The sequence below is a fragment of the Streptomyces sp. NPDC006294 genome, assembly GCF_042870895.1.
Classification (GTDB): Bacteria; Actinomycetota; Actinomycetes; order Streptomycetales; family Streptomycetaceae; genus Streptomyces.
The window spans coordinates 24,555-49,202 of sequence record NZ_JBIAHV010000026.1 but is presented as its reverse complement, the minus strand read 5'-3'; the positions used below and the strand labels follow the sequence as shown (position 1 = coordinate 49,202).

At 72.3% G+C, this 24,648-nt stretch carries 23 protein-coding genes and 3 pseudogenes; 7 read left to right on the top strand and 19 right to left on the bottom strand.

Annotated features, from left to right (window positions below):
• Nucleotides 1-272: 272 nt before the first annotated feature.
• Nucleotides 273-704 carry a cell division protein SepF gene (locus ACFYOP_RS32350; protein ID WP_356898956.1) on the top strand — a complete coding sequence of 144 codons (432 nt, stop codon included), beginning with the start codon at nt 273-275 and terminating at the stop codon, nt 702-704.
• A 70-nt stretch (nt 705-774) separates the two neighbouring features.
• Here the strand turns inward: ACFYOP_RS32350 and ACFYOP_RS32345 are convergent, their stop codons facing one another.
• Nucleotides 775-1,965, bottom strand: coding sequence for an acyl-CoA dehydrogenase family protein (locus ACFYOP_RS32345; RefSeq protein WP_356898957.1), 1,191 nt, complete (start codon nt 1,963-1,965; stop codon nt 775-777).
• 123 nt (nt 1,966-2,088) lie between these two features.
• Nucleotides 2,089-3,816, bottom strand: a complete 1,728-nt coding sequence (locus tag ACFYOP_RS32340; RefSeq protein ID WP_356898958.1) for an MFS transporter — start codon at nt 3,814-3,816, stop codon at nt 2,089-2,091.
• Between the two features lie 438 nt (nt 3,817-4,254).
• Here ACFYOP_RS32340 and ACFYOP_RS32335 point away from each other — a divergent pair, with 438 nt between their 5' ends.
• Nucleotides 4,255-5,271, top strand: a complete 1,017-nt coding sequence (locus ACFYOP_RS32335) for a phosphatase PAP2 family protein (RefSeq protein WP_356898959.1) — start codon at nt 4,255-4,257, stop codon at nt 5,269-5,271.
• Nucleotides 5,272-5,374: 103 nt separating this feature from the next.
• On the opposite strand, the gene ACFYOP_RS32330 is transcribed toward ACFYOP_RS32335, so the two are convergent.
• The 3 genes from ACFYOP_RS32330 to ACFYOP_RS32320 all read right to left on the bottom strand — a co-directional run bounded on the left by ACFYOP_RS32330 (nt 5,375) and on the right by ACFYOP_RS32320 (nt 8,494).
• A complete protein-coding gene (locus ACFYOP_RS32330; RefSeq protein ID WP_356898960.1) occupies nt 5,375-5,590 on the bottom strand; it encodes an I78 family peptidase inhibitor in 216 nt (71 codons plus the stop codon).
• Nucleotides 5,591-5,881: 291 nt separating this feature from the next.
• Nucleotides 5,882-6,853 (bottom strand): YafY family protein, encoded by a 972-nt coding sequence (locus tag ACFYOP_RS32325; RefSeq protein ID WP_356898961.1) that lies wholly within the window; start codon nt 6,851-6,853, stop codon nt 5,882-5,884.
• A gap of 348 nt (nt 6,854-7,201) precedes the next feature.
• Complete coding sequence (locus ACFYOP_RS32320) at nt 7,202-8,494, bottom strand: glycosyltransferase family 4 protein (protein ID WP_356898962.1); 1,293 nt, start codon at nt 8,492-8,494, stop codon at nt 7,202-7,204.
• Between the two features lie 304 nt (nt 8,495-8,798).
• Here ACFYOP_RS32320 and ACFYOP_RS32315 point away from each other — a divergent pair, with 304 nt between their 5' ends.
• Nucleotides 8,799-9,575 carry a hypothetical protein gene (locus ACFYOP_RS32315; RefSeq protein ID WP_356898963.1) on the top strand — a complete coding sequence of 259 codons (777 nt, stop codon included), beginning with the start codon at nt 8,799-8,801 and terminating at the stop codon, nt 9,573-9,575.
• A 267-nt stretch (nt 9,576-9,842) separates the two neighbouring features.
• A complete protein-coding gene (locus tag ACFYOP_RS32310; protein WP_356898964.1) occupies nt 9,843-10,148 on the top strand; it encodes a hypothetical protein in 306 nt (101 codons plus the stop codon).
• A gap of 75 nt (nt 10,149-10,223) precedes the next feature.
• Here the strand turns inward: ACFYOP_RS32310 and der are convergent, their stop codons facing one another.
• The 5 genes from der to aroH all read right to left on the bottom strand — a co-directional run bounded on the left by der (nt 10,224) and on the right by aroH (nt 14,651).
• On the bottom strand, nt 10,224-11,672 hold the full coding sequence (der, locus tag ACFYOP_RS32305; protein WP_356898965.1) for a ribosome biogenesis GTPase Der: 1,449 nt from the start codon (nt 11,670-11,672) through the stop codon (nt 10,224-10,226).
• 58 nt (nt 11,673-11,730) lie between these two features.
• Nucleotides 11,731-12,441, bottom strand: coding sequence for a lysophospholipid acyltransferase family protein (locus tag ACFYOP_RS32300; RefSeq protein ID WP_388453749.1), 711 nt, complete (start codon nt 12,439-12,441; stop codon nt 11,731-11,733).
• The gene (gene cmk, locus ACFYOP_RS32295; RefSeq protein ID WP_356898966.1) at nt 12,372-13,082 is read right to left on the bottom strand and encodes a (d)CMP kinase; all 711 of its coding nucleotides are present in this window, start codon (nt 13,080-13,082) and stop codon (nt 12,372-12,374) included. Before cmk ends, ACFYOP_RS32300 begins: the two co-directional genes overlap by 70 nt.
• Nucleotides 13,083-13,206: 124 nt before the next feature.
• Nucleotides 13,207-14,292 (bottom strand): prephenate dehydrogenase, encoded by a 1,086-nt coding sequence (locus ACFYOP_RS32290; protein WP_356898967.1) that lies wholly within the window; start codon nt 14,290-14,292, stop codon nt 13,207-13,209.
• Nucleotides 14,289-14,651: a chorismate mutase gene (gene aroH / locus ACFYOP_RS32285; RefSeq protein ID WP_356898968.1), complete on the bottom strand. Its 363-nt coding sequence runs from the start codon at nt 14,649-14,651 to the stop codon at nt 14,289-14,291. The genes ACFYOP_RS32290 and aroH overlap by 4 nt, the downstream gene beginning before the upstream one ends.
• A 29-nt stretch (nt 14,652-14,680) precedes the next feature.
• Here aroH and ACFYOP_RS32280 point away from each other — a divergent pair.
• From ACFYOP_RS32280 to ACFYOP_RS32270, 3 genes and pseudogenes are all read left to right on the top strand, one after another.
• A pseudogene (locus ACFYOP_RS32280) lies at nt 14,681-14,911 on the top strand (hypothetical protein); the annotation flags it as partial.
• A gap of 292 nt (nt 14,912-15,203) precedes the next feature.
• Nucleotides 15,204-15,638 carry a Rieske (2Fe-2S) protein gene (locus ACFYOP_RS32275; RefSeq protein WP_356898969.1) on the top strand — a complete coding sequence of 145 codons (435 nt, stop codon included), beginning with the start codon at nt 15,204-15,206 and terminating at the stop codon, nt 15,636-15,638.
• A gap of 31 nt (nt 15,639-15,669) precedes the next feature.
• A complete protein-coding gene (locus ACFYOP_RS32270; protein WP_356898970.1) occupies nt 15,670-16,350 on the top strand; it encodes a DNA polymerase beta superfamily protein in 681 nt (226 codons plus the stop codon).
• Between the two features lie 16 nt (nt 16,351-16,366).
• On the opposite strand, the gene ACFYOP_RS32265 is transcribed toward ACFYOP_RS32270, so the two are convergent.
• From ACFYOP_RS32265 to ACFYOP_RS32225, 9 genes and pseudogenes are all read right to left on the bottom strand, one after another.
• Nucleotides 16,367-17,398, bottom strand: coding sequence for an ADP-ribosylglycohydrolase family protein (locus ACFYOP_RS32265; RefSeq protein WP_356898989.1), 1,032 nt, complete (start codon nt 17,396-17,398; stop codon nt 16,367-16,369).
• A complete protein-coding gene (locus ACFYOP_RS32260; protein WP_356898990.1) occupies nt 17,395-18,132 on the bottom strand; it encodes an NUDIX domain-containing protein in 738 nt (245 codons plus the stop codon). Before ACFYOP_RS32260 ends, ACFYOP_RS32265 begins: the two co-directional genes overlap by 4 nt.
• A gap of 349 nt (nt 18,133-18,481) precedes the next feature.
• Nucleotides 18,482-19,036: pseudogene (locus tag ACFYOP_RS32255) on the bottom strand (adenylyltransferase/cytidyltransferase family protein); the annotation flags it as partial.
• Nucleotides 19,033-19,675: pseudogene (gene pnuC, locus ACFYOP_RS32250) on the bottom strand (nicotinamide riboside transporter PnuC). The pseudogenes pnuC and ACFYOP_RS32255, both read right to left, overlap by 4 nt.
• A 140-nt stretch (nt 19,676-19,815) precedes the next feature.
• Nucleotides 19,816-20,925, bottom strand: coding sequence for a pseudouridine synthase (locus ACFYOP_RS32245; protein WP_356898971.1), 1,110 nt, complete (start codon nt 20,923-20,925; stop codon nt 19,816-19,818).
• A complete protein-coding gene (gene scpB, locus ACFYOP_RS32240; protein ID WP_388453767.1) occupies nt 20,925-21,599 on the bottom strand; it encodes an SMC-Scp complex subunit ScpB in 675 nt (224 codons plus the stop codon). Before scpB ends, ACFYOP_RS32245 begins: the two co-directional genes overlap by 1 nt.
• Nucleotides 21,527-22,612: a segregation/condensation protein A gene (locus tag ACFYOP_RS32235; protein ID WP_356898973.1), complete on the bottom strand. Its 1,086-nt coding sequence runs from the start codon at nt 22,610-22,612 to the stop codon at nt 21,527-21,529. Before ACFYOP_RS32235 ends, scpB begins: the two co-directional genes overlap by 73 nt.
• A gap of 48 nt (nt 22,613-22,660) precedes the next feature.
• On the bottom strand, nt 22,661-23,197 hold the full coding sequence (locus ACFYOP_RS32230; protein ID WP_356898974.1) for a hypothetical protein: 537 nt from the start codon (nt 23,195-23,197) through the stop codon (nt 22,661-22,663).
• Nucleotides 23,182-24,399 carry a ParA family protein gene (locus ACFYOP_RS32225; protein WP_388453744.1) on the bottom strand — a complete coding sequence of 406 codons (1,218 nt, stop codon included), beginning with the start codon at nt 24,397-24,399 and terminating at the stop codon, nt 23,182-23,184. Before ACFYOP_RS32225 ends, ACFYOP_RS32230 begins: the two co-directional genes overlap by 16 nt.
• Nucleotides 24,400-24,648 lie beyond the last annotated feature (249 nt).

The window sequence follows — 24,648 nt, the reverse complement described above, 5'->3', positions numbered from 1 at the left end:
CCCCCGCGAGTCGCTGAGATGTGTGGCGGGCATCGTATCGATCAGGTCGTTCACCCGTACGTGCCGAAGGTCACCCATCCGGCCCGACTTTTATATTTTCATCCCTTCACGCCCCCTACCACGGCCGGACCTTGACGAATCGCCACATCTTCTGCACCAGTACCGTCACGAATCCCCTGCGCGGCGACTATCCACTTGGCGTCCGATCCGCATCATGGACGACGATAGGGGATATGCGGAATCACAAGTGACCGCGATGAAAGGAGGCGTCCATGGGATCGGTGCGTAAGGCGAGCGCCTGGCTCGGACTCGTCGAGGACGACGGGCGTTACTACGACGACGACTACGCCGAGGGTGCCGAGACGGGTGACGCGTGGGTCACCGACCCCCGTGTGAAGGTCGCCTCCGAGTCCGCGCAGCAGGAGGGCCGCCGCATCGCGACGGTGTCCCCGGACGGTTTCCGGGACGCCCGCGGCATCGGCGAGCTGTTCCGTTCGGGCGTCCCGGTCATCGTGAACCTCACCTCGATGGAACCGGGCGACGCCAAGCGGGTCGTGGACTTCGCCGCGGGTCTCGCCTTCGGACTGCGCGGTTCGATCGAGCGCGTCGCCACGCGGGTGTTCCTGCTGACCCCCGCCGACACCGAGATCGTCAGCGGGGACCCGGCGGGCCGTTCCCAGGACGGCTTCTTCAACCAGAGCTGAGCACGGCGCCGCCGCCTCCCCACGGCTGCCGCCAGAGCCCGCCGGCCGCCACGGCGGGCCCCGCCGAGCCCTACCGGAACGCGTCGAGGCCGGTGAGCGCCTTGCCCAGCACCAGCTGATGCATCTCGACGGTGCCCTCGTAGGTGAGGACCGACTCGAGGTTGGTCGCGTGCCGCATCACGGGGTACTCGAGCGAGATCCCGTTCGCGCCGAGAATGGTGCGTGACGTGCGGCAGATCTCGATCGCCTCCCGCACGTTGTTGAGCTTTCCGAAGCTGACCTGCTCCGGCCGCAGCTTCCCCGCGTCCATCCGCCTGCCGAGGTGGTGGGCGAGCAGGATCCCCTTGTGCAGTTCGACGGCCATGTCCGCGAGCTTGGCCTGGGTGAGCTGGAAGCCGCCGATCGGCCGGCCGAACTGCTCGCGCGTCTTCGCGTACGAGACGGCCGCCTCGAAGCTGGAGCGTGCGGCGCCCATCGAGCCCCAGACGATTCCGTAGCGCGCGTGGCTCAGGCAGCTGAGCGGGCCGCGCAGGCCGGTGACGTCCGGGAGGACCGCGTCGGCGGGCAGCCGCACCTCGTCCATGACGAGTTCGCTGGTGACCGACGCCCGCAGCGACCACTTGTGCTTGATCTCGGGAGCGGAGAAGCCGGGGGCGTCGGTGGGTACGACGAAACCGCGGATGCCGTCGTCGGTCTGCGCCCAGACCACGGCGACGCCCGCCACGGAGCCGTTGGTGATCCACATCTTGCGGCCGGTGAGCACCCAGTCGCCGCCGTCGCGCTTGGCGTAGGTGCGCATACCGGCCGGGTCGGAGCCGTGGTCGGGCTCGGTCAGACCGAAGCAGCCGATGATCTCGCCGGCGGCCATGCCGGGCAGCCACCGCTGCTTCTGCTCCTCGGAGCCGAAGCGGTGGATCGCGTACATGGCGAGGGAGCCCTGGACGGAGACCAGCGAGCGGATGCCGGAGTCGGCGGCCTCCAGCTCGAGACAGGCCAGCCCGTACTGGACCGCGGTGGCTCCGGCGCAGCCGTAGCCGTCGAGCGACATGCCGAGCGCGCCGATGGAGCCGAGTTCGCGGGCGAGGTCGCGGATGCCGGGGAGCTCGCCGCGCTCGTACCAGTCGGCGATGTGCGGCAGGACGCGGTCGGCGGCCCAGGTGCGGACGGTGTCGCGGATCGCGAGGTCCTCGGTGCCGAGGAGGTCGTCGATGCCGAGCGGGTCGCCGGGATCGAAGGACGGAAGCTTCGAGGCTCTGGACATGACGTGACCTCCGGCGGCTCTCACACTGGGCACTCCCGCGGCCGTCGGGCGGCGAGGAGGGTACGGACGGCTCGGCCCCACAAACTAGCACTGCTAGTCAGCGGCCTCGCCAGACGTTACGGCTCAGTGTGCCGTGCGTCCAGACCCCGCCGCCTCCGCGGCCGCGGGTGTGCGGCCGGCCGGCACGGCGGCCCGGTGCCGCTGCCCGGCGCCGCCGGAGCGCCGGACACCGGAGGCGTCGCTCTCCCGGTCCTTGCCCTCCCGGCTCGCCGGGATCGCCGCCGGATCGGCCTGCTTCTGGCAGCTGTCCACCGTGCCGCACTCCATGGTCCGCGGCAGCCGCAGCGCCGCGGCCGCGCCGAGGAGCAGCAGTCCCGCGCTGACCAGCAACGTGATGTGGAGTCCGTGCACGAAGGCGTTACGGGCGGTGGACCGCAGCACGTCGCCCGCCGGACCGCCGAGCCGCTCGGCGACCTGGTAGGCCTCCCCCAGCGAGTGGGCGGCGGCCGCGCTCGCGGACTGCGGGACGCCGCTCACGGACGACAGCGCGGGGGCGTACGCGGCGTTCATCACGCTGCCGAGCAGGGCGATGCCCATGCCGGCGCCGAGCTGGTAGGAGGTCTCGCCGATCGCGGCGGCCCCGCCCGCCTGCTCGGCCGGGGCCTCGCTGAGCATCGACTCGTACGCGCCGAACAGCGTCGTCTGCAGCCCGAAGCCGAGCAGGACGAACGCGGCGGTCAGCAGCCAGGGGCGGTCCTGCTGTCCCATCACGGTCAGCAGCAGCACGGCGGCGGCGGTCAGCACGAATCCCCAGCCGACCATCCGGCGCGGGCCGAGGCGGTTCAGGGTGTGCGAACCGGTGGCGCCGGCGGCCATGGCGGCGAAGGTCAGGGGCAGCAGCCGCAGACCGGTCTCCAGCGGGGTGAGCCCGAGGACGAGCTGGAGGTACTGGACGGCGATCAGCTCGAGGCCGACCAGCGCCAGCATGGCGAGGACGATGCAGCCGACCGAGGTGGAGAAGGCGGCCCTGGCGAACATCCGCATGTCGATGAGCGGATACGGGCGGCGCTTCTGCCGCCCCACGAACAGCGCCAGCAGCACCACGCCGAGGAGCAGCGGACCGGCCACACCCGGGTGGAGCGGGCCGGAGCCCACGCCCAGCCGCTTCACCCCGAGGACCACGCCCAGCACGCCGCCCGCGGCCATCAGCGCGCCGAGGACGTCCCACGGGCCGTTCCCCGCGCCCCGGGACTCGGGCAGCAGCCAGCGGCCCGCGGGAACGATCAGCGCCATCAGCGGGATGTTGATCAGGAAGACGGAGCCCCACCAGAAGTTCTCGACGAGGAAGCCGCCGACCACGGGTCCGGTGGCGGCGCCCACGGCGGCCACGGCCGTCCATATGCCGATCGCCGTGGCCCGCTCACGCCGGTCGGGGAAGACGGCGCGCAGGATCGAGAGCGTCGCGGGCATGATCATCGCGCCGCCGATCCCGAGCAGGGCGCGGGCGCCGATCAGGACGTCCGGAGTGGGCGCGAAGGCGGCGACCGCGGAGGCGGCGCCGAAGATGCCGTAGCCCAGCAGCAGCACCCGGCGTCTGCCGACCCGGTCGCCGAGGGTGCCGAAGAGGATCAGGAGCGCGGCGCAGACCAGCGGGTAGGCGTCCACGATCCACAGCAGCTCGACACCGCTGGGGCGCAGGTCCTCGGTGACGGCGGGGACCGCGACGTGCAGCACGGTCGCGTCGAGCGCGACGAGCAGCAGGCTCACGCACAGGACGAAGAGGACGACCCAGCGGTTGGCCCCGCCGCCGACGGAGCGCAGGCGTGCGCCGGCCGTGGGCGTCACGGACATGTACGTACCTCCCGGTGAGTCCCTCGCGCGCGGCGGACCGGCCTGGACGGTGGTGCGGGGGTTGTCCCGACCGGGCGGCCCGGCATCGACGGGCGAGTGAGTCGACAGCGTACGCGAGTTCGCGCGCGGTGCACGTGGTCGATCTCTCACCGGATCGGAGGCCCGGGTGTGGTGTACGCCACTCGGCGTGCCGACCGTAGTCGATCTTGGTACGTCTGAACGCGCCGGCAATTCCACACGGTGTTCCGGTGAACCATTCACCGTTCGCAGAACGATGCCTTCCGTGATGACCGTCCGACAAATGCGGGACGAAGGCCACCGGCTTTTCCTGACGGTCCGTGAATGAAACCGGACCTGAGACAAACTCCACATCACATAGGCATCACGAAGAGAGTGGATCGACCTGACCACACACTCACTCGCTGTAACGTCGATTAGGTGCGTACCGACTTCTTTGCCCGGCTGGACCGGGAGCCGGAACCGCCGAAGACAGAGATCCCGCGGATGAGCCGCACACGTCTCGCCCTCTTCGGCGGGACGTCGGCGTTCTATCTGGCCATCGTCGTCGCCGTGCTGGCGTCGACGTGGCTCGTGGCCCTCGACTGGAAGCTGATGCTCTTCCGGCCCTACGAGCAGTGGCCGGAGCAGCACGCCTTTCTCGACTACTTCGTGGTGCTCGGCCAGCGCGGACCGACGGCCGTCATGGTCGCGGCGTGGCTGGGCTGGCGCTCCTGGCGCCAGCACACCCTGCGCCCCCTGCTGGCACTCGGCGCGGCCCTGCTGCTGCTGAACGTCACCGTGGGCGCGGTCAAGATCGGACTCGGCCGGCTCGGCCCCCACTACGCGACGCAGATCGGCTCCGCCGAGCTCTTCGCCGGCGGCGATATATTTCCGTCCGGGCACACCGCCAACGCGGTCGTGACCTGGGGAATCCTGGCCTATCTGGCCACCACCCCGAGGGCGAGGCGCTATCTGTCGGCGCTCTCCGCCGTGGTCTCGCTGGGGGTCGGCCTCACGACCGTGTACCTCGGTACGCACTGGCTGAGCGATGTGCTGCTCGGCTGGGCGGCGGGCCTGCTGATCCTCCTCGGCCTGCCCTGGTGCGAGCCGCTGATCGGCCGCGCGGAGGCGCGGATCCTCGGGGTCCGCGAGCAGTGGCGGGCACGCCGCACCCCGGCGCGCTCGCTGCCCGTCGCGGCGGGCGGACCCCGTCCCGCGACGGCGATGGTCCCGCAGCGCGGGACCGACGAGGCGGACGACCAGGCACGCGAACCGGCGGCCACCGCCGGCGGCACGGCCGCCCGGCCGCCGGCGGGTTCCGTGGCCGGCCCGGCGGCGACCATCAGGACGGCCACGCACGACAGGGCGCGGGCGCACTCACGCTCGGAACGGACCCCGGTGACCCCGTCCGGCAGCAGACGCCCGCCCCATTCGCGGTCGCTGACGGGCGGCTGAGCGGGGCGGGCGGTCCGCCGGCGCGGGAAGCGGACGGAAGAAGGACCCGGTACTCGTCGAGTACCGGGTCCTTCTTCCGTCCGGGCCGTGACGCCGGCCGGGCTCAGCCCTTCCAGCAGCGGATGACCGAGCCGTCCTTCACCTCGAAGTTCAGCCGGCCCGCGACGTACTCCATCGTGATGATCGAGCCGGGCGGCAGCGCTCTGACGGTCGACCAGCCCCTCTCACGGGCCTGCTGCTCGGCTTCGAGGGCGTCGAGGCCGACATACGACTCCGGGGAGTCGTCGGGCTGTGCGGGAGGGCTCGGTATGGGTGCCATGCATCCACCGTAGGCGGCAGCGGACGGTGACGGAAGCGGAGCGGGCGCCGCTCACAGCAGTCCCGTATATCTCACCGGTCACGCTTCTGTCACAGGACATCGACACATCTTCCGTTCGAACTCGTTCACCCGAACGGGCTCTCCTGCGGCGTCCGTACACCATTCGGAGCACCACCGCCGATCATGGCGAATTACATTTCGCATCCCATTCGAATTAATGCCCGGAGCCGGCTCGCGGAACAATTCACACAAGCCGAGAAATTCACCGGTCTTACACAGAATCCACCCGATTCACGAGCTTTCCGGAGTCAGGGCGCGGGACAGCCGGTCGCGCAGCACGCGGATGTGCTCGGCGAGCTCCGGCGGCTCGACGACGTCGAAGTCGACGCCCATCAGCGCCACGTGGATCACCAGCACGTCCAGGTTCGCGGCCCCGGTCCGCAGCAGGCACCGGCCGTCGTCGAGGGCCTCCAGCACTCCGTCGGACGGGCCCACGAACTCGGCCGCGCGCTCGGCCGAGGTGTGCAGCCTGACGACGGCGCGGGCCGGGTACGCACGGGTCGAGACGCCCCGCGAGACGTAGGCCGCGAGATCGTCGGCGGGCGGGGTGCGCGGCGCGAAGCGGGGACCGTGCGGGGGCTTGGGGACGATCCGGTCGGCGCGGAAGGTGCGCCAGTCGTCGCGCTCGACATCCCAGGCGACGAGGTACCAGCGGCGCTCCGTGCACACCAGCCGGTGCGGCTCGACGGTGCGGCGGGTGGCCGAGCCGCCGTGGTCCCGGTACTCGAACCGCAGCCGCTCGCTGTCCCTGCAGGCGTTCGCCAGCTCGGTCAGCACGGCGGCGTCCACCGTCGGACCCCGCTGTCCGCGCAGCATGGGAACGGTGAAGGCGTTGAGCGCGCCCACCCGCCGCCGCAGCCGGTCCGGCAGCACCTGCTCCAGCTTGGCCAGGGCGCGTACGGACGTCTCGCCGATGCCCTCGATGCCCTGGCCGGCCGCCGTGCGCAGCCCGACGGCCACCGCCACGGCCTCCTCGTCGTCCAGGAGCAGCGGTGGCAGCTCGGCGCCCGCGCCCAGCTGGTATCCGCCGCCGGTGCCGGGGCTGGCGTTGACCGGGTAGCCCAGCTCACGCAGCCGGTCCACGTCCCTGCGGACGGTGCGCGGGGTGACGCCGAGCCGGTCGGCCAGGTCGGCGCCGGACCAGTCGCGGTGCGCCTGCAGGAGGGAGAGCAGACGCAGCAGTCGTGCCGAGGTTTCCACCATGGGTCGGAGTCTGCCAGCCGTTGCGGACAGGTGCTGTCCGCAACGGTGCACGATGAGCCGGGCGGGACCGTCCAGCCTGCCGACGGCTCAGCCGGTGCGGTCGGTCCGGCCGCCACGTCGGCCCGGCGGGACCGATCAGCCTGCGGACCGGTCAGCAGGTGCCGGTCCGCTGCCCGGTCAGCCGGGCGGGACCGCTCAGCCAGCGCCTGCGGGTCGGCCGGCCGGTGCCCGTCGGTCCGGCCGCCACGTCGGCCCGGCGGAACCGGTCAGCAGGTGCCGGTCCGTCGCCGGGTCGGCCCGTGCCGGTCGGCCGTGGGCGCGCGGCGGGACCGGGCGCCGGTCGGGCCGCTACTTCCCGCCGGTCTTCCGCCCACTCCGGACCGCGTCCGCGGCGGCGTAACGCAGCGCGTACGCCGCGTCGTACAGCGCGCTGCGCGCGCGGTGCAGCGTCTCGCCCAGCGCACCGCGCGAGCGCCCGCCTCCGCCGCGCGCGAGGAGGTCGGTGAACAGCGCCTCGTGGCGCGCCGCGATCGGGGCCGGGTCGAACCGGGCCGACGCGGCCAGGGCCGCGCGGCCGGTGCGCCGGCGCAGTTCGTCGTCGCCGATCAGCTCCAGCAGCGCGTCGGCGATCGCGTCCACGTCACCGACCGGGACCAGCCGGCCGTCGACCCCGTCCTCGATGATCTCGCGAGGACCGTGCGGGCAGTCGGTGGAGACGACCGGCAGTCCGCAGCGCATCGCCTCGACGATGGTCATGCCGAAGGACTCGGCGCTGGAGGTGACGGCCGCGATCGAGCCCTTGACCCACTCCGCCTCCAACGGGTTCGCGGGCCCCATGAGGAAGACGTGGTCACGCAGCCCGCGTTCGTCGATCAGCGCGCTCAGCGCCTGCTTCTCGTTGCCCGTCGTGTCCCCGCTGCCGTAGATCCGCAGCCGCCAGTCGGGGCGGGCCGCGACCACCTTGGAGAAGGCCTTGACGAGCAGGTCGTACCGCTTGACGCGGGTGAGGCGGCCGGCGGCGACGACCCACTTGCCCGTGGAATCCGCGGGCGGGACGGCGGGCGCCGGCACGCTGTTGGGCACCGCCGCTATGCGTACGCCGGGCAGTTTCATCCGCTCGCGGTAGGCGCGGGCGTCCGCCTCCGTGACGGTGGTGATCGCGTCGAGCACGGTGTAGCGGTGGGCGATCTCGCGGCGCAGGCGGTACCCGTGGCTGTCGAGCGTCAGATGCTCCTGGCCGACGCGCACCACGCCCCGCCGGGTCTGGCGGGCGATGTGCACGTTGAGGCCGGGGCGGGTGCCGATGACCATGTCGGCGTCGAGGGACGCCAGATGGGCGCCGATCCGGGCGTCGGTGAGCCGGCTGTACTGCTTGTGCCGGCCGTCGCCGCGCGGGAAGACCTTCGCCGGCCGCTCGGCCAGCGGGTCGTCGCCGTCGTAGCCGGGGCTCTTCTTCCGCAGGTCCACCAGGTGCCTCAGCGTGACGCCGGCCGGGGCGCCCATGACCGGCTCGTCGCGGTGCCGGAAGACGGAGACGATCTCGACGTCGTGCCGCTCCGCGAGGGTGCGGGCGAGGGTGAACGTCGTCCGGATCGTCCCACCGATGCCATAGGCGTTGTGAAGCAGAAATGAAATGCGCATGCGGTACCGCGCCCCCGTGGTCCTGCGGATCCTCCTGGTCGGGAGGTCTACGCCATGACTCTACTTGGCTGTTGGGAGCGGTACGGAACGGCTGACGACCCACCAGGTGTGGTTCATCTCACCGTCCGGTCGGCGCTTCCGCGGCCGGAGTGCGGGACCCCGGGTCCGGTCGGCGGGGGGCGCGGGGCGGCGCCGTCCGCTCCGATTCGTTGCCGTCGCGGGCGTGACCCCCGCGACGGATCGCCCGTTGAACCTTCGAGCCGGGACCCGCCCGGCCCACCTGATCAAGTCCGAGGAGCCACCCGTGCCGCGCATGCTCGACGTCAGCGAGGACGTACGCGCCGAGATCGGCGACGAAGAAGCCGACCGACTGCTCGCCGGCCTGAACGCCCCGGGCAGCTACGACTGCACCTCCTGCCGCACCCCGGGCGACTCCGAGCAGGAGCGGACCAGCACCGTGCTGTTCGTCGGCGACGAGACCGCCGTGCTCGCCTTCGCCCACGCCACCTGCATCCCCTCGCAGGTCGTGCAGGTCGCGGAGGACCAGCTCCAGGGCGCCGTCCGTTCCATCACCGGCGAGGAGCCGCAGGTCCCGGGCACCGCCCCCCAGCAGGCCGTGCTCGGTGTCACCAGTGGTCTCATCCTCATCGACGGCGACGTGTACCCGGCCCTCGTCGTGGAGCCGACCGCGCCGATCGCCCGCCCGGGCACGGGCGGCAGCGGCGGCGACGACTTCCTGCCCCTCCTGATCGAACAGGGCTTCCTGCCCGTCACCGATGTGAACCAGCGCCCCGCCCCGCTGCCCGGCTGGTCGGTGCTGCTCGCCATGGGCCGGCTGCACGCCGTCCTCCAGCCCGGCACGGGCGGCAACGCGGTCGCCTGGTGGCAGGCGCACCAGCCGCTCCAGGTCACCGAGGGCTGGCGGACGGCCGTCAACAAGACGCAGACGGTCCTGGTGTACGCCGCCCCGGTGGGCTCCATCGGCCAGCAGGCGCGCGAGGACCTGCTGCGCGACGCGCTGGAGAAGGCGGCGGCCGGCGGCCTCCTCGTCGCCGCCGCGATGCCCCTCGCGGGCACCTGAGCCACCCGGACCACGGGAGTGCCCGCCGACCGGCCCGGCGGGCACAGGGCGTACGCCGGGGCCGCTCTCCTGCCCCGGCGTACGTCCCCGCGCGCCCGTGCCCCGGCCCGGTCCGCGCGCGCCCGCGGTGCGCTCGCGCGCTTCCCGTACCGTCCCCCGGAAGAATGCAGCTCGCCGCAGCCCGCATCCGCGACGGGGCGGCGTCGTTGCAGGTACGTGCACTCATACGACCCCTCCCCCCAGCCGTTCCAGAGTCAGATCCCTTCCATGCGCCCCTCCCGCGACGGATCGCCCAGCCCCTCGGAGACGCCGATCTACGACGCGCTGTACTCCGAGTACCTCAGAGGGTTCCGCACGCTGCCGGGTGACCGCAGCGGGGAGGAGGACCTGGATTTCAAAGGGTTCGGGACGGGGATGCGCGGCGGCCGCGGCGGCTTCTTCAGCTACGGGGGCCACACCGGCGGTCAGGCGAACTCCGGCGGCCAGCAGCGCGGTTGGCATCCGCACCAGACCGGCCGGCACGCCGCCCACCAGCCCGCGGCGCTGCCGCCGGCCCCCCGCAGGGGTCTGTGACCCGCACAGCACGACACCGCTGCCCCCGGACCGTGTGCGCGGTCCGGGGGCAGCGGTGTCGACAGCCGGGGGGGCCTACTTCTTGCGGCCGCGCTTCTCCCGCACCCGGACCGAGATGTGGATCGGGGTGCCCTCGAAGCCGAACTCCTCGCGCAGCCGGCGCTCGACGAAGCGGCGGTAGCCGTGCTCGAGAAAGCCGGAGGCGAACAGCACGAACCGCGGCGGCTTGGTGCCGGCCTGCGTGCCGAACAGGATCCGCGGCTGCTTGCCGCCCCGGATCGGGTGCGGATGCGCGGCGACGATCTCGCCGAGGAACGCGTTCAGCCGACCGGTCGGGATGCGGGTCTCCCAGCCCTCGATGGCCGTCTCGATCGCCGGGACCAACCGCTCCATGTGGCGGCCGGTGGTCGCGGAGACATTGACCCGGGGGGCCCAGGCGACCTGCTGCATCTCGGTCTCGATCTCGCGCTCGAGGTAGTAGCGGCGCTCCTCGTCGAGGGTGTCCCACTTGTTGTAGGCGACGACGATCGCGCGGCCGGCCTCGACGGCCATCGTGACGATGCGCTGGTCCTGGACGCTGATGCTCTCGCTCGCGTCGATCAGGATGACCGCGACCTCCGCCTTCTCGACGGCGGCGGCCGTGCGCAGCGAGGCGTAGTAGTCGGCGCCCTGCTGGAGGTGGACGCGCTTGCGGATGCCGGCGGTGTCGACGAACTTCCAGGTCACGCCGCCCAGTTCGATCAGCTCGTCGACCGGGTCGCGGGTGGTGCCCGCGAGCTCGTTGACGACGACGCGGTCCTCGCGGGCGACCTTGTTGAGCAGTGAGGACTTGCCGACGTTCGGACGGCCGATCAGCGCGATGCGGCGGGGGCCGCCGACCGCGGTGCCGAAGGTCTGCGCGGGCGCCTCCGGCAGGGCCTCCAGGACGGCGTCGAGCATGTCGCCCGTGCCGCGGCCGTGCAGCGAGGAGACCGGGTGCGGCTGGCCGAGGCCGAGCGACCACAGGGCCGTCGCGTCGGCCTCGCCGCTCGGTCCGTCGACCTTGTTGGCGCAGAGCACGACGGGCTTGCCCGCCCGGCGCAGCAGCTTGACGACGGCCTCGTCGGTGTCGGTCGCGCCGACCGTGGAGTCGACGACGAAGACGACCGCGTCGGCGGCCTCGATGGCGTACTCGGCCTGGGCGGCGACGGACGCGTCGATGCCGAGGACGTCCTGCTCCCAGCCGCCGGTGTCGACGAGCTTGAAGCGGCGGCCGGCCCACTCCGCCTCGTAGGTGACACGGTCGCGGGTGACGCCCGGCTTGTCCTCCACGACCGCCTCGCGGCGGCCGATGATGCGGTTCACCAGGGTCGACTTGCCGACGTTCGGGCGGCCGACGACGGCGAGGACGGGCAGCGGTCCGTGCCCGGCCTCCTCGATCGCGCCTTCGACGTCCTCGACGTCGAAGCCCTCTTCCGCGGCGAGCTCCATGAACTCCGCGTACTCGGCGTCGCCGAGTGCTCCGTGGTCGTGCTGGTCGTTCATGAAGTCCGTTCCTCGTTCGTCACTGGGCCGCGTCGGCGGCCCATTACTCAAGTCTGGCTCAGCGCCCGGTCAGGCGCTTCGCGTTCTCCAGGTGGGCGGTCAGCCGCTCCTGGATGCGCACGGTCGCCTCGTCGAGCGCCTTGCGCGTACGGCGCCCGCTGCTGTCGCCGGCTTCGAAGGCTTCCCCGAAGACCACGTCGACGCGGCTGCGCAGCGGCGGCAGCGCCTTTATCAGCCGGCCGCGCCGCTCGGTGCTGCCCAGCACCGCGACCGGGACGATCGGGGCGCCGCCGCGCACCGCGAAGTACGCCAGTCCGGCGCGCAGCGACGCGAAGTCGCCCTCGCCCCGGGTGCCCTCGGGGAAGATCCCGAGGACTCCGTCGTTCTCCAGCACACCGAGCGCGTCCGTGATGGCGGTGCGGTCGACGGTCGTACGGTCCACCTTGACCTGTCCGATCCCGGTCAGGAACGGGTCGAGGGGGCCGACGAACGCCTCCTTCTTGATCAGGAAGTGCACGGGCCGGGGCGCGGTGCCCATCAGCATCGGCCCGTCGATGTTGTGCGCGTGGTTCACCGCGAGGATGACCGGACCCGCGGCCGGGACCCGCCACGCGCCGAGGACGCGCGGCCTCCACAGCCCGTACATCAGTCCGATCCCGATGCCCCGCCCGACGGCCGCGCCCTTCTTCGAGGGTACGGTCACCGGGCGGCCCGCTTCTCCGCATCGCCGGCCGCGCTCCGCTTCTCCTCCACCAGGGTCACGACACATTCGATGACCTGCTGGAGCGTGAGGTCCGTGGTGTCGACCTCGACCGCGTCGGCCGCCTTGGCGAGCGGGGAGGTCTTACGGCTGGAATCGGCCGCGTCCCGCCTGATCAGGGCCTCGCGGGTGGCGGTGACGTCGGCGCCCTTGAGCTCGCCGCTGCGGCGGGCGGCCCTGGCCTCGGGCGACGCGGTGAGGAAGATCTTCAGGTCGGCGTCGGGCAGCACGGTCGTGCCGATGTCCCGGCCCTCGACGACGATGCCCTTCTCGGCCGCCCTGGCGATGGAGCGCTGCAGTTCGGTGATGCGCGTGCGGACCTCCGGGACGGCGCTGACCGCGCTGACCTTGGAGGTGACGTCCTGCTCACGGATCGGGCCGGAGGCGTCGAGGCCGTCGACCGTGATCGCCGGCGCCGACGGGTCGGTGCCGGACTCGATCAGCGGCTTGCCGGCGGCGCTCGCGATCGCGTCCGGGTCCGACACGTCGATGCCGTTGGTGATCATCCACCAGGTGATCGCGCGGTACTGCGCACCGGTGTCGAGATAGCTCAGCCCCAGCGCGGAGGCGACGGCCTTGGAGGTGCTCGACTTGCCCGTGCCGGAGGGGCCATCGATGGCGACGATCACGGAGTCCACGGTGTCGGACACCTTCCTGGTTCGCGGGATAAGGGCATGGCAGGGTGCCGGGTCGCCCACCACAAGGTTACCGAGTGCCGACGACCACTTCTGCACCCCCGCTCCCCGGCCCCCGCCGGCCTCGTCCGGCGGCGCGCTACTGCCGGATCGACCAGCCCCGTTCGCGCAGCGCCGCCGTGAGGAGCGGCGCCGCCGTGGGCTCGACCATCAGCTGCACCAGACCGGCCCGCTGGCCCGTCGCGTGCTCGATGCGGACGTCCTCGATGTTGACGCCGGCGCGGCCGGTGTCGGCGAAGATCCGGGCCAGCTCGCCCGGCTCGTCGCTGATCAGCACCGCGACGATCTCGTAGACGGTGGGCGCGGTGCCGTGCTTGCCCGGTACCCGCACCCGGCCGGCGTTGCCGCGGCGCAGGACGTCCTCGATGCCCTCGGCGCCGCCCTGGCGCTTGGACTCGTCGGAGGACTGCAGGGCGCGCAGCGCGCGGACCGTCTCGTCCAGGTCCGCCGCCACCCCGGCGAGCACGTCGGCCACCGGGCCGGGGTTCGCGGAGAGGATCTCCACCCACATCCGGGGATCGGAGGCCGCGATACGGGTCACATCGCGCACTCCCTGGCCGCAGAGCCGCACGGTGGTGTCGTCGGCGTCCTCCAGCCGCGCCGCGACCATGGAGGAGATCAGCTGCGGCGTGTGGGAGACGAGGGCGACAGCCTTGTCGTGGGCGTCCGCGTCCATCACGACGGGGACGGCCTTGCAGAGGGCGACCAGCTCCAGGGCGAGGTTGAGGACCTCGGTGTCGGTGTCCCGGGTGGGGGTCAGCACCCAGGGGCGGCCCTCGAAGAGGTCCGCGGTGCCCGCGAGCGGGCCGGAGCGCTCCTTGCCGGCCATCGGGTGCGTGCCGATGTAGGCGCTCATGTCGATGCCGAGCGCTTCGAGCTCGCGGCGCGGGCCCCCCTTGACGCTGGCCACGTCGAGGTAGCCGCGGGCGACGCCGTCGCGCATGGCGTCGGCGAGCGTGGTGGCGACGTGCGCCGGGGGCACGGCGACGACGGCGAGGTCGACGCGGCCCTCCGGCCGCTCGTCGGTGCCCGCTCCGAGCGCGGCGGCGGTGCGGGCCCGTTCGGCGTCGTGGTCGGCCAGGTACACGGTCACCCCGCGTCCGGCGAGGGCCAGCGCGGCCGACGTGCCGATCAGCCCGGTTCCGATGACGAGCGCGGTTCTCACTGGGCGATGTCCTTGCGGAGGGCGGCCGCCGCGCCGAGGTAGACGTGGCAGATCTCCGACTTGGAGAGATCGGACTCGACGTGCGCGAGTATCCGCACGACGCGCGGCATGGCGCCGGTGATGTCGAGTTCCTGCGCGCAGATCAGGGGGACGTCCACGATGCCGAGCTTGCGCACCGCGGCGGCCGGGAAGTCGCTGTGCAGGTCCGGGGTGGCCGTGAACCAGAGGCTGATCAGATCGTCGGCGACGAGGGCGTTGCGCTCCAGGACGGCGGTGAGCAGCGCGCTGACCTGCTCGTCCATGTGTGCGGCGTCGTCCCGTTCCAGCTGGACGGCTCCGCGGACCGCTCGTACCGCCACGTCGTGCTCCTTAGTGTGTGCCTGCGCCGATGCTTGTGTTTCAGCGTAGTCAGCGCTGGACGCGATGGCGGTGGCGACCGCTCTGCGAGACAGCCGGGGCGGCCGCCTGCGCTACAACCGGGCGCAGGATCCTCCATGTCGTGCCCGCCGGCGAGTGGACCGCCGCCGGGCGGGAGTACGCCCCGGCCTCCCTCGCCGCCGAGGGGTTCGTCCACTGCTCGGCCGACGAGCCGTCCGCCCTCGCCGTCGTCGACGCCCGCTTCCGGGAGGCGCCGGACGTGCTGGTGCTGGTGATCGACGCGGCGCGGCTCGGCGCCGAGGCCCTGGGGAGGGCCCCGGCAGGGCGTTCCCTCATGTGTACGGGCCGGTCGAGCGTACGGCGGTGGAGGCCGTGCCGGCGGTCCACCGGGACGCCGACGGCCGTCCGCGGCAGCTCACGCCCTGGGGCTGACGTGCCGGACATGCCGTACCGGGTTGTTCGTCCGCGCCCTTTCAGGGGCCACGATGCAGGGGCCCCGAGCGGGTCGGGGGTCACGAGCGGAGGAGAGTGCCATGGACACGGGTCGACGGAGGGTCCTGGCCGCGGCTGCGGCCGGAGCGGGCGCTCTGGTGGCGGGCTGCGGGGACGGAGGCGGCGGGGACGGTCCGGCGACGCCGCCGACCGGGACCGGGGAGGACGGCGCGAGCCCTTCCCCGGACGGCGGGGAGCTCGCGAGGACCGGGGACATCCCGGTCGGCGGCGGCAAGGTGTTCACCGACCGGAAGATCGTGGTGACGCAGCCGGAGGCCGGGGAGTTCAAGGCGTTCTCCGCGGTCTGCACCCATCAGGGCTGCACGGTCGCGAACGTCTCCGACGGGACCATCAACTGCCTCTGCCACGGCAGCAAGTTCCGGATCGCGGACGCCTCCGTGGAGAGCGGTCCGGCGACGAAACCGCTGCCGGCGGAACCGATCACGGTCTCCGGGGACTCCCTCCGCACCGGCTGACGTCGCGGGGCCCTCACGTACCCTCTCGCGCATGATCCCCGAGCGACTCGTCCGCGACCACACGGTCTACTCCTGCGTCATGGGGTCGCGGGCCTTCGGGCTGGCCACCGACGGCAGCGACACCGACCGGCGCGGGGTGTTCCTCGCGCCGACTCCGCTGTTCTGGGGCTTCGAGAAGCCGCCCACGCATGTCCAAGGGCCCGCGCCGGAGCAGTTCTCCTGGGAGCTGGAACGCTTCCTGGAGCTGGCCCTGCGGGCCAACCCGAACGTCCTGGAGTGCCTGCACTCCCCCATCGTCGAGCACGTCGACGACACCGGCCGCGAACTCCTCGCCCTGCGCGACGCGTTCCTCTCCCGCCGGGCGCACGAGACGTCTCTGCGGTACGCGAACGGCCGGCGCCGGAAACTGGAGGCGGACGTGCGGCAGCACGGGGCGCCGCGCTGGAAGCACGCCATGCACCTGCTGAGACTGCTGGGCAGCTGCCGCGACCTGCTGCGCACGGGCGAGCTGGTGATCGACGTGGGCGCGGACCGCGAACGCCTGCTGGCGGTCAAGCGGGGCGAGGTGCCGTGGGAACGGGTGGAATCCTGGATGACCCGCCTCGCCAACGAGTCCGACGCGGCGGCGTCCACCTCACCCCTCCCGCCCGCCCCCGACCACGCCCGCGTGGAAGACTTCCTGATCCGCACCCGCCGGGCCTCGGCGCGCTGAGACGCGCGCCGCTGGATCAAGCGTCCCAGAGCGCTCCCAGTGTCACCAGCTCCCCGCGGTACTCGATCCGGTCCGCCCAGGCTCGGGGCCATGCCTTCGAGCCCAGGTGGGCGCCCGCGAAGGCGCCGGCCAGGCAGGCGATCGAGTCGGAGTCGCCCTTGGTGCAGGCGGCCCGGCGCAGGGCGGTCAGGGGCTCCTCGGGGAACATCAGGAAGCACAGCAGGCCGGTGGCGAGCGCCTCCTCCGCGATCCAGCCCTCGCCGGTGGCCAGGCACGGGTCGAGTTCCGGCTCGGGCGAGCGCAGGGCCGCGGCGAGGCGTTCGAGGATCTGGAGGCACTCGTCCCAGCCGCGCGCGATGAACGCCTCGGGCGTCGCGTCGTGCGAGTACGTCCACAGGTCGCCGAGCCAGCGGTGCAGATAGCGGCCGCGGTTCTCGTACGCGTACGAACGCAGCTGGCCCACCAGCCCCGTCGGCTCCGCGCCCTGGGCGAGCAGGTGGACGGCGCGGGCCGTGAGGTCGCTCGCCGCGAGGGCGGTCGGGTGGCCGTGGGTGAGGGCGGCCTGCAACTGGGCCGCGCCGGAGCGCTGTTCCTCGCTCAGGCCGGGTGCGAGCCCCACGGGCGCGACGCGCATGTTGGCCCCGCAGCCCTTCGAGTCGATCTGGCTGGCCTGCTGCCAGGGCCGGTCGCTGTCGAGCTTCTCGCAGGCGACCAGGCAGGTGCGGCCGGGGGCCCGGTTGTTCTCCGGCGAGTGGTACCAGGCGACGAACTCCTCGCGCACCGGCCGGACCAGGCCGGAGGCGACGAGCAGGCCGCGGGACATCGCGGTGCGGATGCCGCGCGCCAGCGCGAGCGTCATCTGGGTGTCGTCGGTGACGATCGCCGGCGTGGGCAGTTCCATCCGCCGCCACGGCCCGCACTTGGCGAGGATGGCCGGCACGTCGTCGAACTCGGTCGGGAAGCCGAGGGCGTCGCCCAGCGCGAGCCCGGTCAGCGCCCCGGTGGCGGCCTGCTTGGTGATGGTCCCGGTGCTCCTTGTGATGGTCATTTCTGCTGCCGTCCCTCCGGTCGCAGGAGTGGTGGATGCAGGACGGAGGCGGCTCCGGCCCGGTAGAGCGCGGCCGGTTTGCCACGGCCGCCGGTACGGCGCGGTTCGCCCTCGACGGCCTCGACGAAGCCGGGGGTGGCGAGGACCTTGCGCCGGAAGTTGGGGCGGTCGAGTTCGACGCCCCAGACGGTCTCGTACACCTGCTGCAGCTCCCCGAGCGTGAACCGGGGCGGGCAGAAGGCGGTGGCGAGACAGGTGTACTCGAGCTTGGCGCCGATGCGCATCTGCGCGTCGGCGAGGATCAGCTCGTGGTCGAAGGCCAGGGGCGCGGCCGAGGCGAGCGGCGTCCAGCGGGCGTGCGCCGCGTCCCCGCCGCCGCGCGGCTCCGGCAGGTCCGGCACGAGCGCGGTGTACGCGACGGAGACGACGCGCATCCTCGGGTCGCGGTCCGGTGCGCTGTACGTCCGCAGCTGTTCCAGGTGGAGGTCGGCCGCGGTCCGCTCCGACAGTCCGGTCTCCTCCGCCAGCTCGCGCCGGGCGGCCGTCTCCGCGGACTCCTTGGGCAGCAGGAACCCGCCGGGCAGCGCCCACGCGCCGCGGTAGGGCTCCTGGCCGCGTTCCACGAGCAGGACGTGCAGCCGGCTCTCCCTGACCGTGAAGACGGCCAGGTCGACGGTGACGGCGAACGGTTCGAAGGCGTACGGGTCGTAGCCCTCGGGGCGGGTGTCGCTCATCGTTTCTCCGGAAGTGGGGGCGCGAGGTCCAGCCCTCGCCGATCAGTGCGTCCACGGCCGCCACGGCGGTGGCGAGCCGCTGTTCGTGCGGTCCGGTGAGCTCGACGGTGCGGCGGCCGGTGCGGGCCGGCTCCTGGCGGAAGCGTCCGGTCATCCAGGGCCGCAGGTGTTCGCCGTCGCGCAGGCCGTCGTCCTCCTCGAGCTCCGCCTGGCGGCGGGCGATCAGCGGGAACTCGTCCGGCGTGAACGCGACCTCGTCCCAGCCGGCGCCGGGCCGCAGCCGCCGCAGCGCGGCCGGCTTGAGTTCGCTGAACTCCCGCCCGTACTCGGGCACGCAGCGGGTCCGCGTCCACACGCCGCCGCGCCGCCGGTAGTGCTCTGCGAGCGCCCAGGCCATCGTGGTGGTGCCGGTGGACTCGGCGCCGAGGACGACCACCCGGCGGGCGAGCGCGGCCCGCACCGGCGGCTCCAGGAAGTCCCAGCAGCCGACGGGGTCCTTGCGCACGGCCGTCCCGGACACCGGGAAGACCGCGCGGTCGGGGTCGACGCAGACGGACTCGGCGCCGAAGCGGCGGCCGAGCTCCTCCCCGTACGCCTCCGCGGTGAAGACGGCGTCCACCCGCTCCGGGACGGCGGCGCGGAAGACGGCCATGTGCGCGTCCCACACATCGGGGTCGTTCGCGTCCACCGGGATGTCGTCCATGGTGCCCACGACCCGTACGCCGGGGTGCACTTCGCGCATCCAGGCCACCCGGCCGGCCAGCGGGACCGACTCGACGGCCGCGGCGCACACGAGGACGGTGAGCCGCTCGCAGCGGTCGGCGGCGGTCCGTACGAGATGGTGGTGGCCGGCGTGCGGCGGATCGAACTTGCCGAGGACCAGGCCGTGTCCGTAGCGCCTCATACGGGCACCGCCTCGCGGCGGGCCGCCAGGTCGCGCGACCAGTTCAGCAGGCCGGCGACGCACAGCGCCATGAAGCCGATGTAGAGCAGGGACGTGAGATACAGCTCCTTGTGGGCGTACAGCGGTACGTAGACCAGGTCGGCGGCGATCCACAGCCACCACGACTCCAGGCGCTTGCGGCACTGCCCGTACGTCGCCATCAGCGACAGGGCGGTCGTCAGCGCGTCCCAGAAGGGGACGGTGGAGTCGGTGGCGCGGTCGAGGAGGACGGTGAGCGCGAGGGTCGCCACCACCCCCGCCGCGAGCAGCCAGGTCCATTCGGTGCGGGTGGTGCGTCGCACCGGCAGGACGGAAGAGCCTGGTCCACCCCCGTGGGTCCAGGTCCACCAGCCGTACGCGGCGAGGGTGATGAAGACGACCTGCAGGCCGGCGTCGGCGTACAGGCCCGCCTGGGTGAAGAGAAGGACGAAGAGGACGTTGTCGGCGATGCCGATCGGCCAGTTGGCGATGTGCCGGCGGGCGACGAGCCACACACAGAGCGCCGCTGCCGAAGCCGAGGAATTCGGTCCAGCTCACCGGGGTGTCGAGCACGGTGTACAACGGCTGCTGCAGCGGCCCGAGGATGTCGGTGAGACTCACGCCGCCCCCTTAATAGTCATAGTGACTATAAAGCGTCGACGGCGGTCGCCACAAGGCCGTGGGACGACACAAGGGCCCGCGACCTGAGCAGGTCGCGGGCCTCACTGTGCGCTTGTGCGGGTTTCTGCCGTTACGGGCTGTTACAGGCCGACTTCCTTCATCAGCATGCCGACCTCGGTGTTGGTCAGTCGGCGCAGCCAGCCGGACTTCTGGTCGCCGAGTGTGATCGGACCGAAGGCGGTCCGCACCAGCTTGTCGACCGGGAAGCCCGCCTCGGAGAGCATCCGGCGCACGATGTGCTTGCGGCCCTCGTGGAGGGTGACCTCGACGAGGTAGTTCTTGCCGGTGTTCTCCACGACACGAAAGTGGTCCGCGCGGGCGTAGCCGTCCTCGAGCTGGATGCCGTCCTTGAGGCGCTTGCCGAGTTCACGCGGCAGCGGGCCCTGGATGGCGGCCAGGTAGGTCTTCTTCACCCCGTACTTGGGGTGCGTGAGGCGGTGGGCCAGCTCACCGTGGTTGGTGAGCAGGATGATGCCCTCGGTCTCCGTGTCGAGCCGGCCGACGTGGAAGAGCCGGGTCTCACGGTTGTTGACGTAGTCGCCGAGGCACTGGCGCCCGTCGGGGTCCTCCATGGTGGAGACGACGCCCGCGGGCTTGTTCAGCGCGAAGAAGAGGTGCGACTGGGTCGCGACGGTCAGACCGTCGACCTTGATCTCGTCCTTCTCCGGGTCGACGCGGACGCCCTGCTCGATCACGACCTTGCCGTTGACCTCGACCCGGCCCGCGTCGATCAGCTCCTCGCAGGCCCGGCGCGAACCCATGCCGGCCCGGGCCAGCACCTTCTGGAGCCGCTCGCCTTCCTGGTCGCCGAAGGTCTTCGGGGTCTTGAGCAGCGGCTTGTCCGCGTAACGCTCCCGGTTGCGCTCCTCGGAGCGCGCGTCGTACTCGCGCGAACGCGCGGGTGCGGTGCGGCCGCCGCCGCGCTGCGGCGACTGCCTGGGGCCGCCCTTGGCGCCACCGCGGGCCGCGTCGCCGCGTCCCTTCTTCGGCGCCTCCGGGGAGCCGGCCACGTCGTAGCGGCGCTCCTCGGGACGCGGCTTGCCCGCGCGCTTCTGCTGGTCGTCTCGGCTGTTGCCGGCGCCGCGGTGGTTGCCGCGCCCGCCGCCACCGCTGCTGCCGCGGCCGCCGCTGTTGCCACCACGGCTCCCGCCGTTGTTTCCGCTGCTGTTCCTGCCGCTGCTGCTTCGCATCAAATTTCCGTCTTGTCGTCTGCGTCGTCACCATCCGGTGCATCCGGATCGAACGACGGAACCCCTTCCAGCGTCTCCGCCTCGATCGCGTCCGCCTCCGGTAGGAAGGGCGCGAGCTCCGGAAGCTCGTCCAGGCCACGCAGGCCCGTCCGCTCCAGGAAGTAGTTCGTCGTCCTGTACAGGATCGCACCTGTTTCGGGTTCCGTGCCCGCCTCCTCCACGAGACCCCTCTGGAGGAGCGTGCGCATCACGCCGTCACAGTTCACTCCGCGCACCGCGGAGACCCGCGACCGGCTCACCGGCTGCCGGTACGCGACCACCGCGAGGGTCTCCAGCGCGGCCTGGGTGAGCCGCGCGTGCTGCCCGTCGAGCACGAAGCGCTCGACGACGGAGGCGTGCTCCGGGCGGCTGTAGAACCGCCAGCCGCCGGCCACGAGCCGCAGCTCGAAGCCGCGGCCCTGCACGGTGTACTCGTCCGCGAGCTCGCGCAGCGCGTCGGCGACGGCCCTGCGGGGCCGCTCCAGCACCTTGGCGAGGTGCTCCTCCGTCGCGGGCTCGTCCACGATCATGAGCACTGCTTCGAGGGCGGGCTTGAGGTCGCTCACGGCTTCTCCTCCACCACTTGATCGAACTCGTCCGTCACGGTCACCTCGCCGGCCGCCTCCGCGGCCCAGACCACCGTCAGCTCCCCCAGGGCGTCCTCCTGGTCGAGCGCCACGGCCTTCTCCCGGTACAGCTCCAGCAGGGCGAGGAACCGGGCGACGACGGTCAGGGTGTCCGGAGCGCCCTCCGTCAGCTCCCGGAAGGAGGCCCTGCCGCGCGCCTTGAGCATGGCGACGACGACCTCCGCCTGCTCCCGGACGCTCACCAGCGGCGCGTGAATGTGGTCCACGTACACCTGCGGCTTCGGGCGGGGCTGCATCGCCTTCACCGCGAGCTTGGCGAAGCCCTCCGCGCCGATGCCGATGACGACCTCCGGCAGCAGCTCGGCGAGGTGCGGCTCCAGCCCGACGGTACGGGGGAACCGCCGCGCCTCCTCGTCCAGCCTCCGGTCGAAGATCTCGGCGATCTGCTTGTACGCGCGGTACTGCAGGAGCCGCGCGAAGAGCAGGTCCCGCGCTTCGAGCAGCGCGAGATCGGCCTCGTCCTCCACCTCGGCGGCGGGCAGCAGCCGCGCGGCCTTGAGATCGAGCAGCGTCGCGGCGACGACGAGGAACTCGGTGGTCTGATCAAGATCCCAGTCGGGCCCCATGGCCCTGATGTAGGTCATGAACTCGTCGGTGACCTTGGAGAGGGCGACCTCTGTGACGTCGAGCTTGTGCTTGGAGATGAGCTGCAACAACAGGTCGAACGGCCCCTCGAAGTTGACGAGCCTGACCCTGAACCCTCCTTCGACGCCACCGGCGTCCGCGCCGTCGGGTGCCGACGCCGCGTCGCCGGGCGGCGTGTCCGGCACGGCGTCCGGGGGCTCGCCCCCGGATTCGGGAAGGGGCGGGATCGGGGAAGCCACCTCGACCGGCCCCAGCGCGTCCGCGCCGCCGCCCGGCACGGGGTCCGGGGGCTCGCCCCCGGGCTCGGGGAAGGGCGGGATCGGGGGAGCCGGCTGCGCCGGCGGACGCGGCGCGCCCGGGCCCCGGCCCAGGGCGCGGCGGCGGGGCTGGGGCGGCGGGTCGGCGTTCGCGGGCATGTGGGTCCAGGGAGCGGGAGGGACTGGGCGCGCCCGCAGGCTACCCGGTCAGCGACCCCGCAGGCGTCTCACCAGGATGCTCGCGTCGCCACGCTGTTCGAGGTCCGCGAGGACCACCGCGACCGCCTCGCGGACGATCCGGCCGCGGTCGACGGCCAGGCCGTGCTCGCCGCGCAGCACCAGCCGGGCGTGTTCGAGGTCCATCAGCTCCTCGGCGGAGACGTAGACCGTGATCTTCTCGTCGTGGCGTTCCCGCCCGCTGGGCCGGCGGTTCGCGCCGCGCCCGCGACGCCGCGGCGGGGCGCCGGCGGCCTCCGGCGCGGGACGGGCCTTGGCCGACGGGCCGCCGCCGTCCGCGCCCCGGCTGCGCCCTTCCTCGGAGGTCTCCGCGTCCGTCGCGGAGTGCTCCTCGGAGGAGGCGGACGCCTCCCCCGGCTGCTCCCCCTGCGCCGGCACCCGCGGCTCACCGCCGCCGGCATTCGCATTCGCGTTCGCCTGCTTGCGCGGGGACGACGCCTGCAGCGCCATGCCCCCGGTCGTACGGAACAGCTCGTCGGCCCCGGGCAGACTCACTCGGCGTGACACCGGGCGAGCACCTCCCTGGCGAGCTGGCGGTACGCGGCGGCGCCCACGGAGTTCGACGCGTACGTCGTGATGGGCTCACCGGCGACGGTGGTCTCCGGGAAGCGGACGGTGCGCCCGATGACCGTGTGGTAGACGTGGTCGTCGAACGCCTCCACGACCCGCGCCAGCACCTCGCGGCTGTGCACGGTCCGCGAGTCGTACATCGTCGCGAGGATGCCGTCGAGCTCGAGGTCGGGGTTGAGCCGCTCCTGGACCTTCTCGATCGTCTCGGTCAGCAGTGCGACACCGCGGAGCGCGAAGAACTCGCACTCGAGCGGCACTATCACCTTGTGCGCCGCGGTCAGCGCGTTGACCGTGAGCAGGCCGAGCGAGGGCTGACAGTCGATCACGATGTAGTCGTAGTCCGACATCAGCGGCTTCAGCGCGCGCTGCAGCGTGGATTCGCGTGCGACCTCGCTCACCAACTGCACTTCCGCGGCCGACAGGTCGATGTTGCTCGGCAGCAGGTCCATGTTGGGCACGGCCGTCTTCAGGAGGACCTCGTCCGCCGACATGCCCCGCTCCATGAGCAGGTTGTAGACGGTGAGGTCGAGCTCCATCGGGTTGACGCCGAGGCCCACGGACAGCGCGCCCTGCGGGTCGAAGTCGACGAGCAGCACCCGCCGCCCGTACTCGGCGAGCGCGGCGCCCAGGTTGATGGTCGACGTCGTCTTGCCGACGCCGCCCTTCTGGTTGCACATCGCGATGATCTTCGCGGGGCCGTGGTCGGTCAGCGGGCCCGGGATCGGGAAGTACGGCAGCGGACGCCCGGTCGGGCCGATCCTCTCGCGCCGCTGGCGGGCAGCGTCGGGCGCGAGGGTGGCCGCGTACTCGGGGTCGGGCTCGTACTCGGCGTCGGGGTCGTAGAAGTGCCCCTCGGGGACTTCCTCGTAGGCGGCGAAGTGGGTGGACTCTCGGCCACTCTCGTTGCCGGCCATGGCGTTCACGTGTTGGCCGTCCATCGTCTTCATCGTGTGGGCTGTCGTCATGTGCGTCGGGTGCCGGCGCTGGTGCGTGGCGAAGGGGCGGACAGCGACGGAGCCGACAGCCTCGAGACCGGACGACGGGTCCTGACCCGCCGATGGGGGCGCCACCACGCCCTCAGGGCGTAGGGGGACCGTTCCTGGTTGACCACCCCCGGGAGTAAATGTCGACTCATTCACAAGTCGTCTTACCTCCTTGGACGGTGACCAGGATTTATCGATAGGTCAGCGTGGCACCATGCCGACGGTTTGCGACTCTATGGCGTGTCACCGGTCCGCAGCAACACAATCCGTCGGACCCGGCCCGATGTGTCGGCAATCGAACACCCCTCTGTCAAGGGCGCACGGGGTCTCGTCCGTGCCTCCGCCGACACGTTTCAGGGGTGTGCGAATCGGTTAAAGGGTTACGTTCGTGGCGAGTTGAGCGAC

Coding starts and splice junctions, on each gene's coding strand:
- ACFYOP_RS32310 (WP_356898964.1), top strand. CDS start 9,843: ATGCGCCCCTCCCGCGACGGATCGCCCAGCCCCTCGGAGACGCCGATC.
- ACFYOP_RS32270 (WP_356898970.1), top strand. CDS start 15,670: ATGATCCCCGAGCGACTCGTCCGCGACCACACGGTCTACTCCTGCGTC.
- ACFYOP_RS32245 (WP_356898971.1), bottom strand. CDS start 20,925: ATGCGAAGCAGCAGCGGCAGGAACAGCAGCGGAAACAACGGCGGGAGC.
- ACFYOP_RS32275 (WP_356898969.1), top strand. CDS start 15,204: ATGGACACGGGTCGACGGAGGGTCCTGGCCGCGGCTGCGGCCGGAGCG.
- ACFYOP_RS32235 (WP_356898973.1), bottom strand. CDS start 22,612: ATGCCCGCGAACGCCGACCCGCCGCCCCAGCCCCGCCGCCGCGCCCTG.
- ACFYOP_RS32325 (WP_356898961.1), bottom strand. CDS start 6,853: ATGGTGGAAACCTCGGCACGACTGCTGCGTCTGCTCTCCCTCCTGCAG.
- ACFYOP_RS32260 (WP_356898990.1), bottom strand. CDS start 18,132: ATGAGCGACACCCGCCCCGAGGGCTACGACCCGTACGCCTTCGAACCG.
- der (WP_356898965.1), bottom strand. CDS start 11,672: ATGAACGACCAGCACGACCACGGAGCACTCGGCGACGCCGAGTACGCG.
- ACFYOP_RS32345 (WP_356898957.1), bottom strand. CDS start 1,965: ATGTCCAGAGCCTCGAAGCTTCCGTCCTTCGATCCCGGCGACCCGCTC.
- ACFYOP_RS32300 (WP_388453749.1), bottom strand. CDS start 12,441: ATGTGTCGTGACCCTGGTGGAGGAGAAGCGGAGCGCGGCCGGCGATGC.
- ACFYOP_RS32265 (WP_356898989.1), bottom strand. CDS start 17,398: ATGACCATCACAAGGAGCACCGGGACCATCACCAAGCAGGCCGCCACC.
- ACFYOP_RS32330 (WP_356898960.1), bottom strand. CDS start 5,590: ATGGCACCCATACCGAGCCCTCCCGCACAGCCCGACGACTCCCCGGAG.
- ACFYOP_RS32320 (WP_356898962.1), bottom strand. CDS start 8,494: ATGCGCATTTCATTTCTGCTTCACAACGCCTATGGCATCGGTGGGACG.
- ACFYOP_RS32340 (WP_356898958.1), bottom strand. CDS start 3,816: ATGTCCGTGACGCCCACGGCCGGCGCACGCCTGCGCTCCGTCGGCGGC.
- ACFYOP_RS32350 (WP_356898956.1), top strand. CDS start 273: ATGGGATCGGTGCGTAAGGCGAGCGCCTGGCTCGGACTCGTCGAGGAC.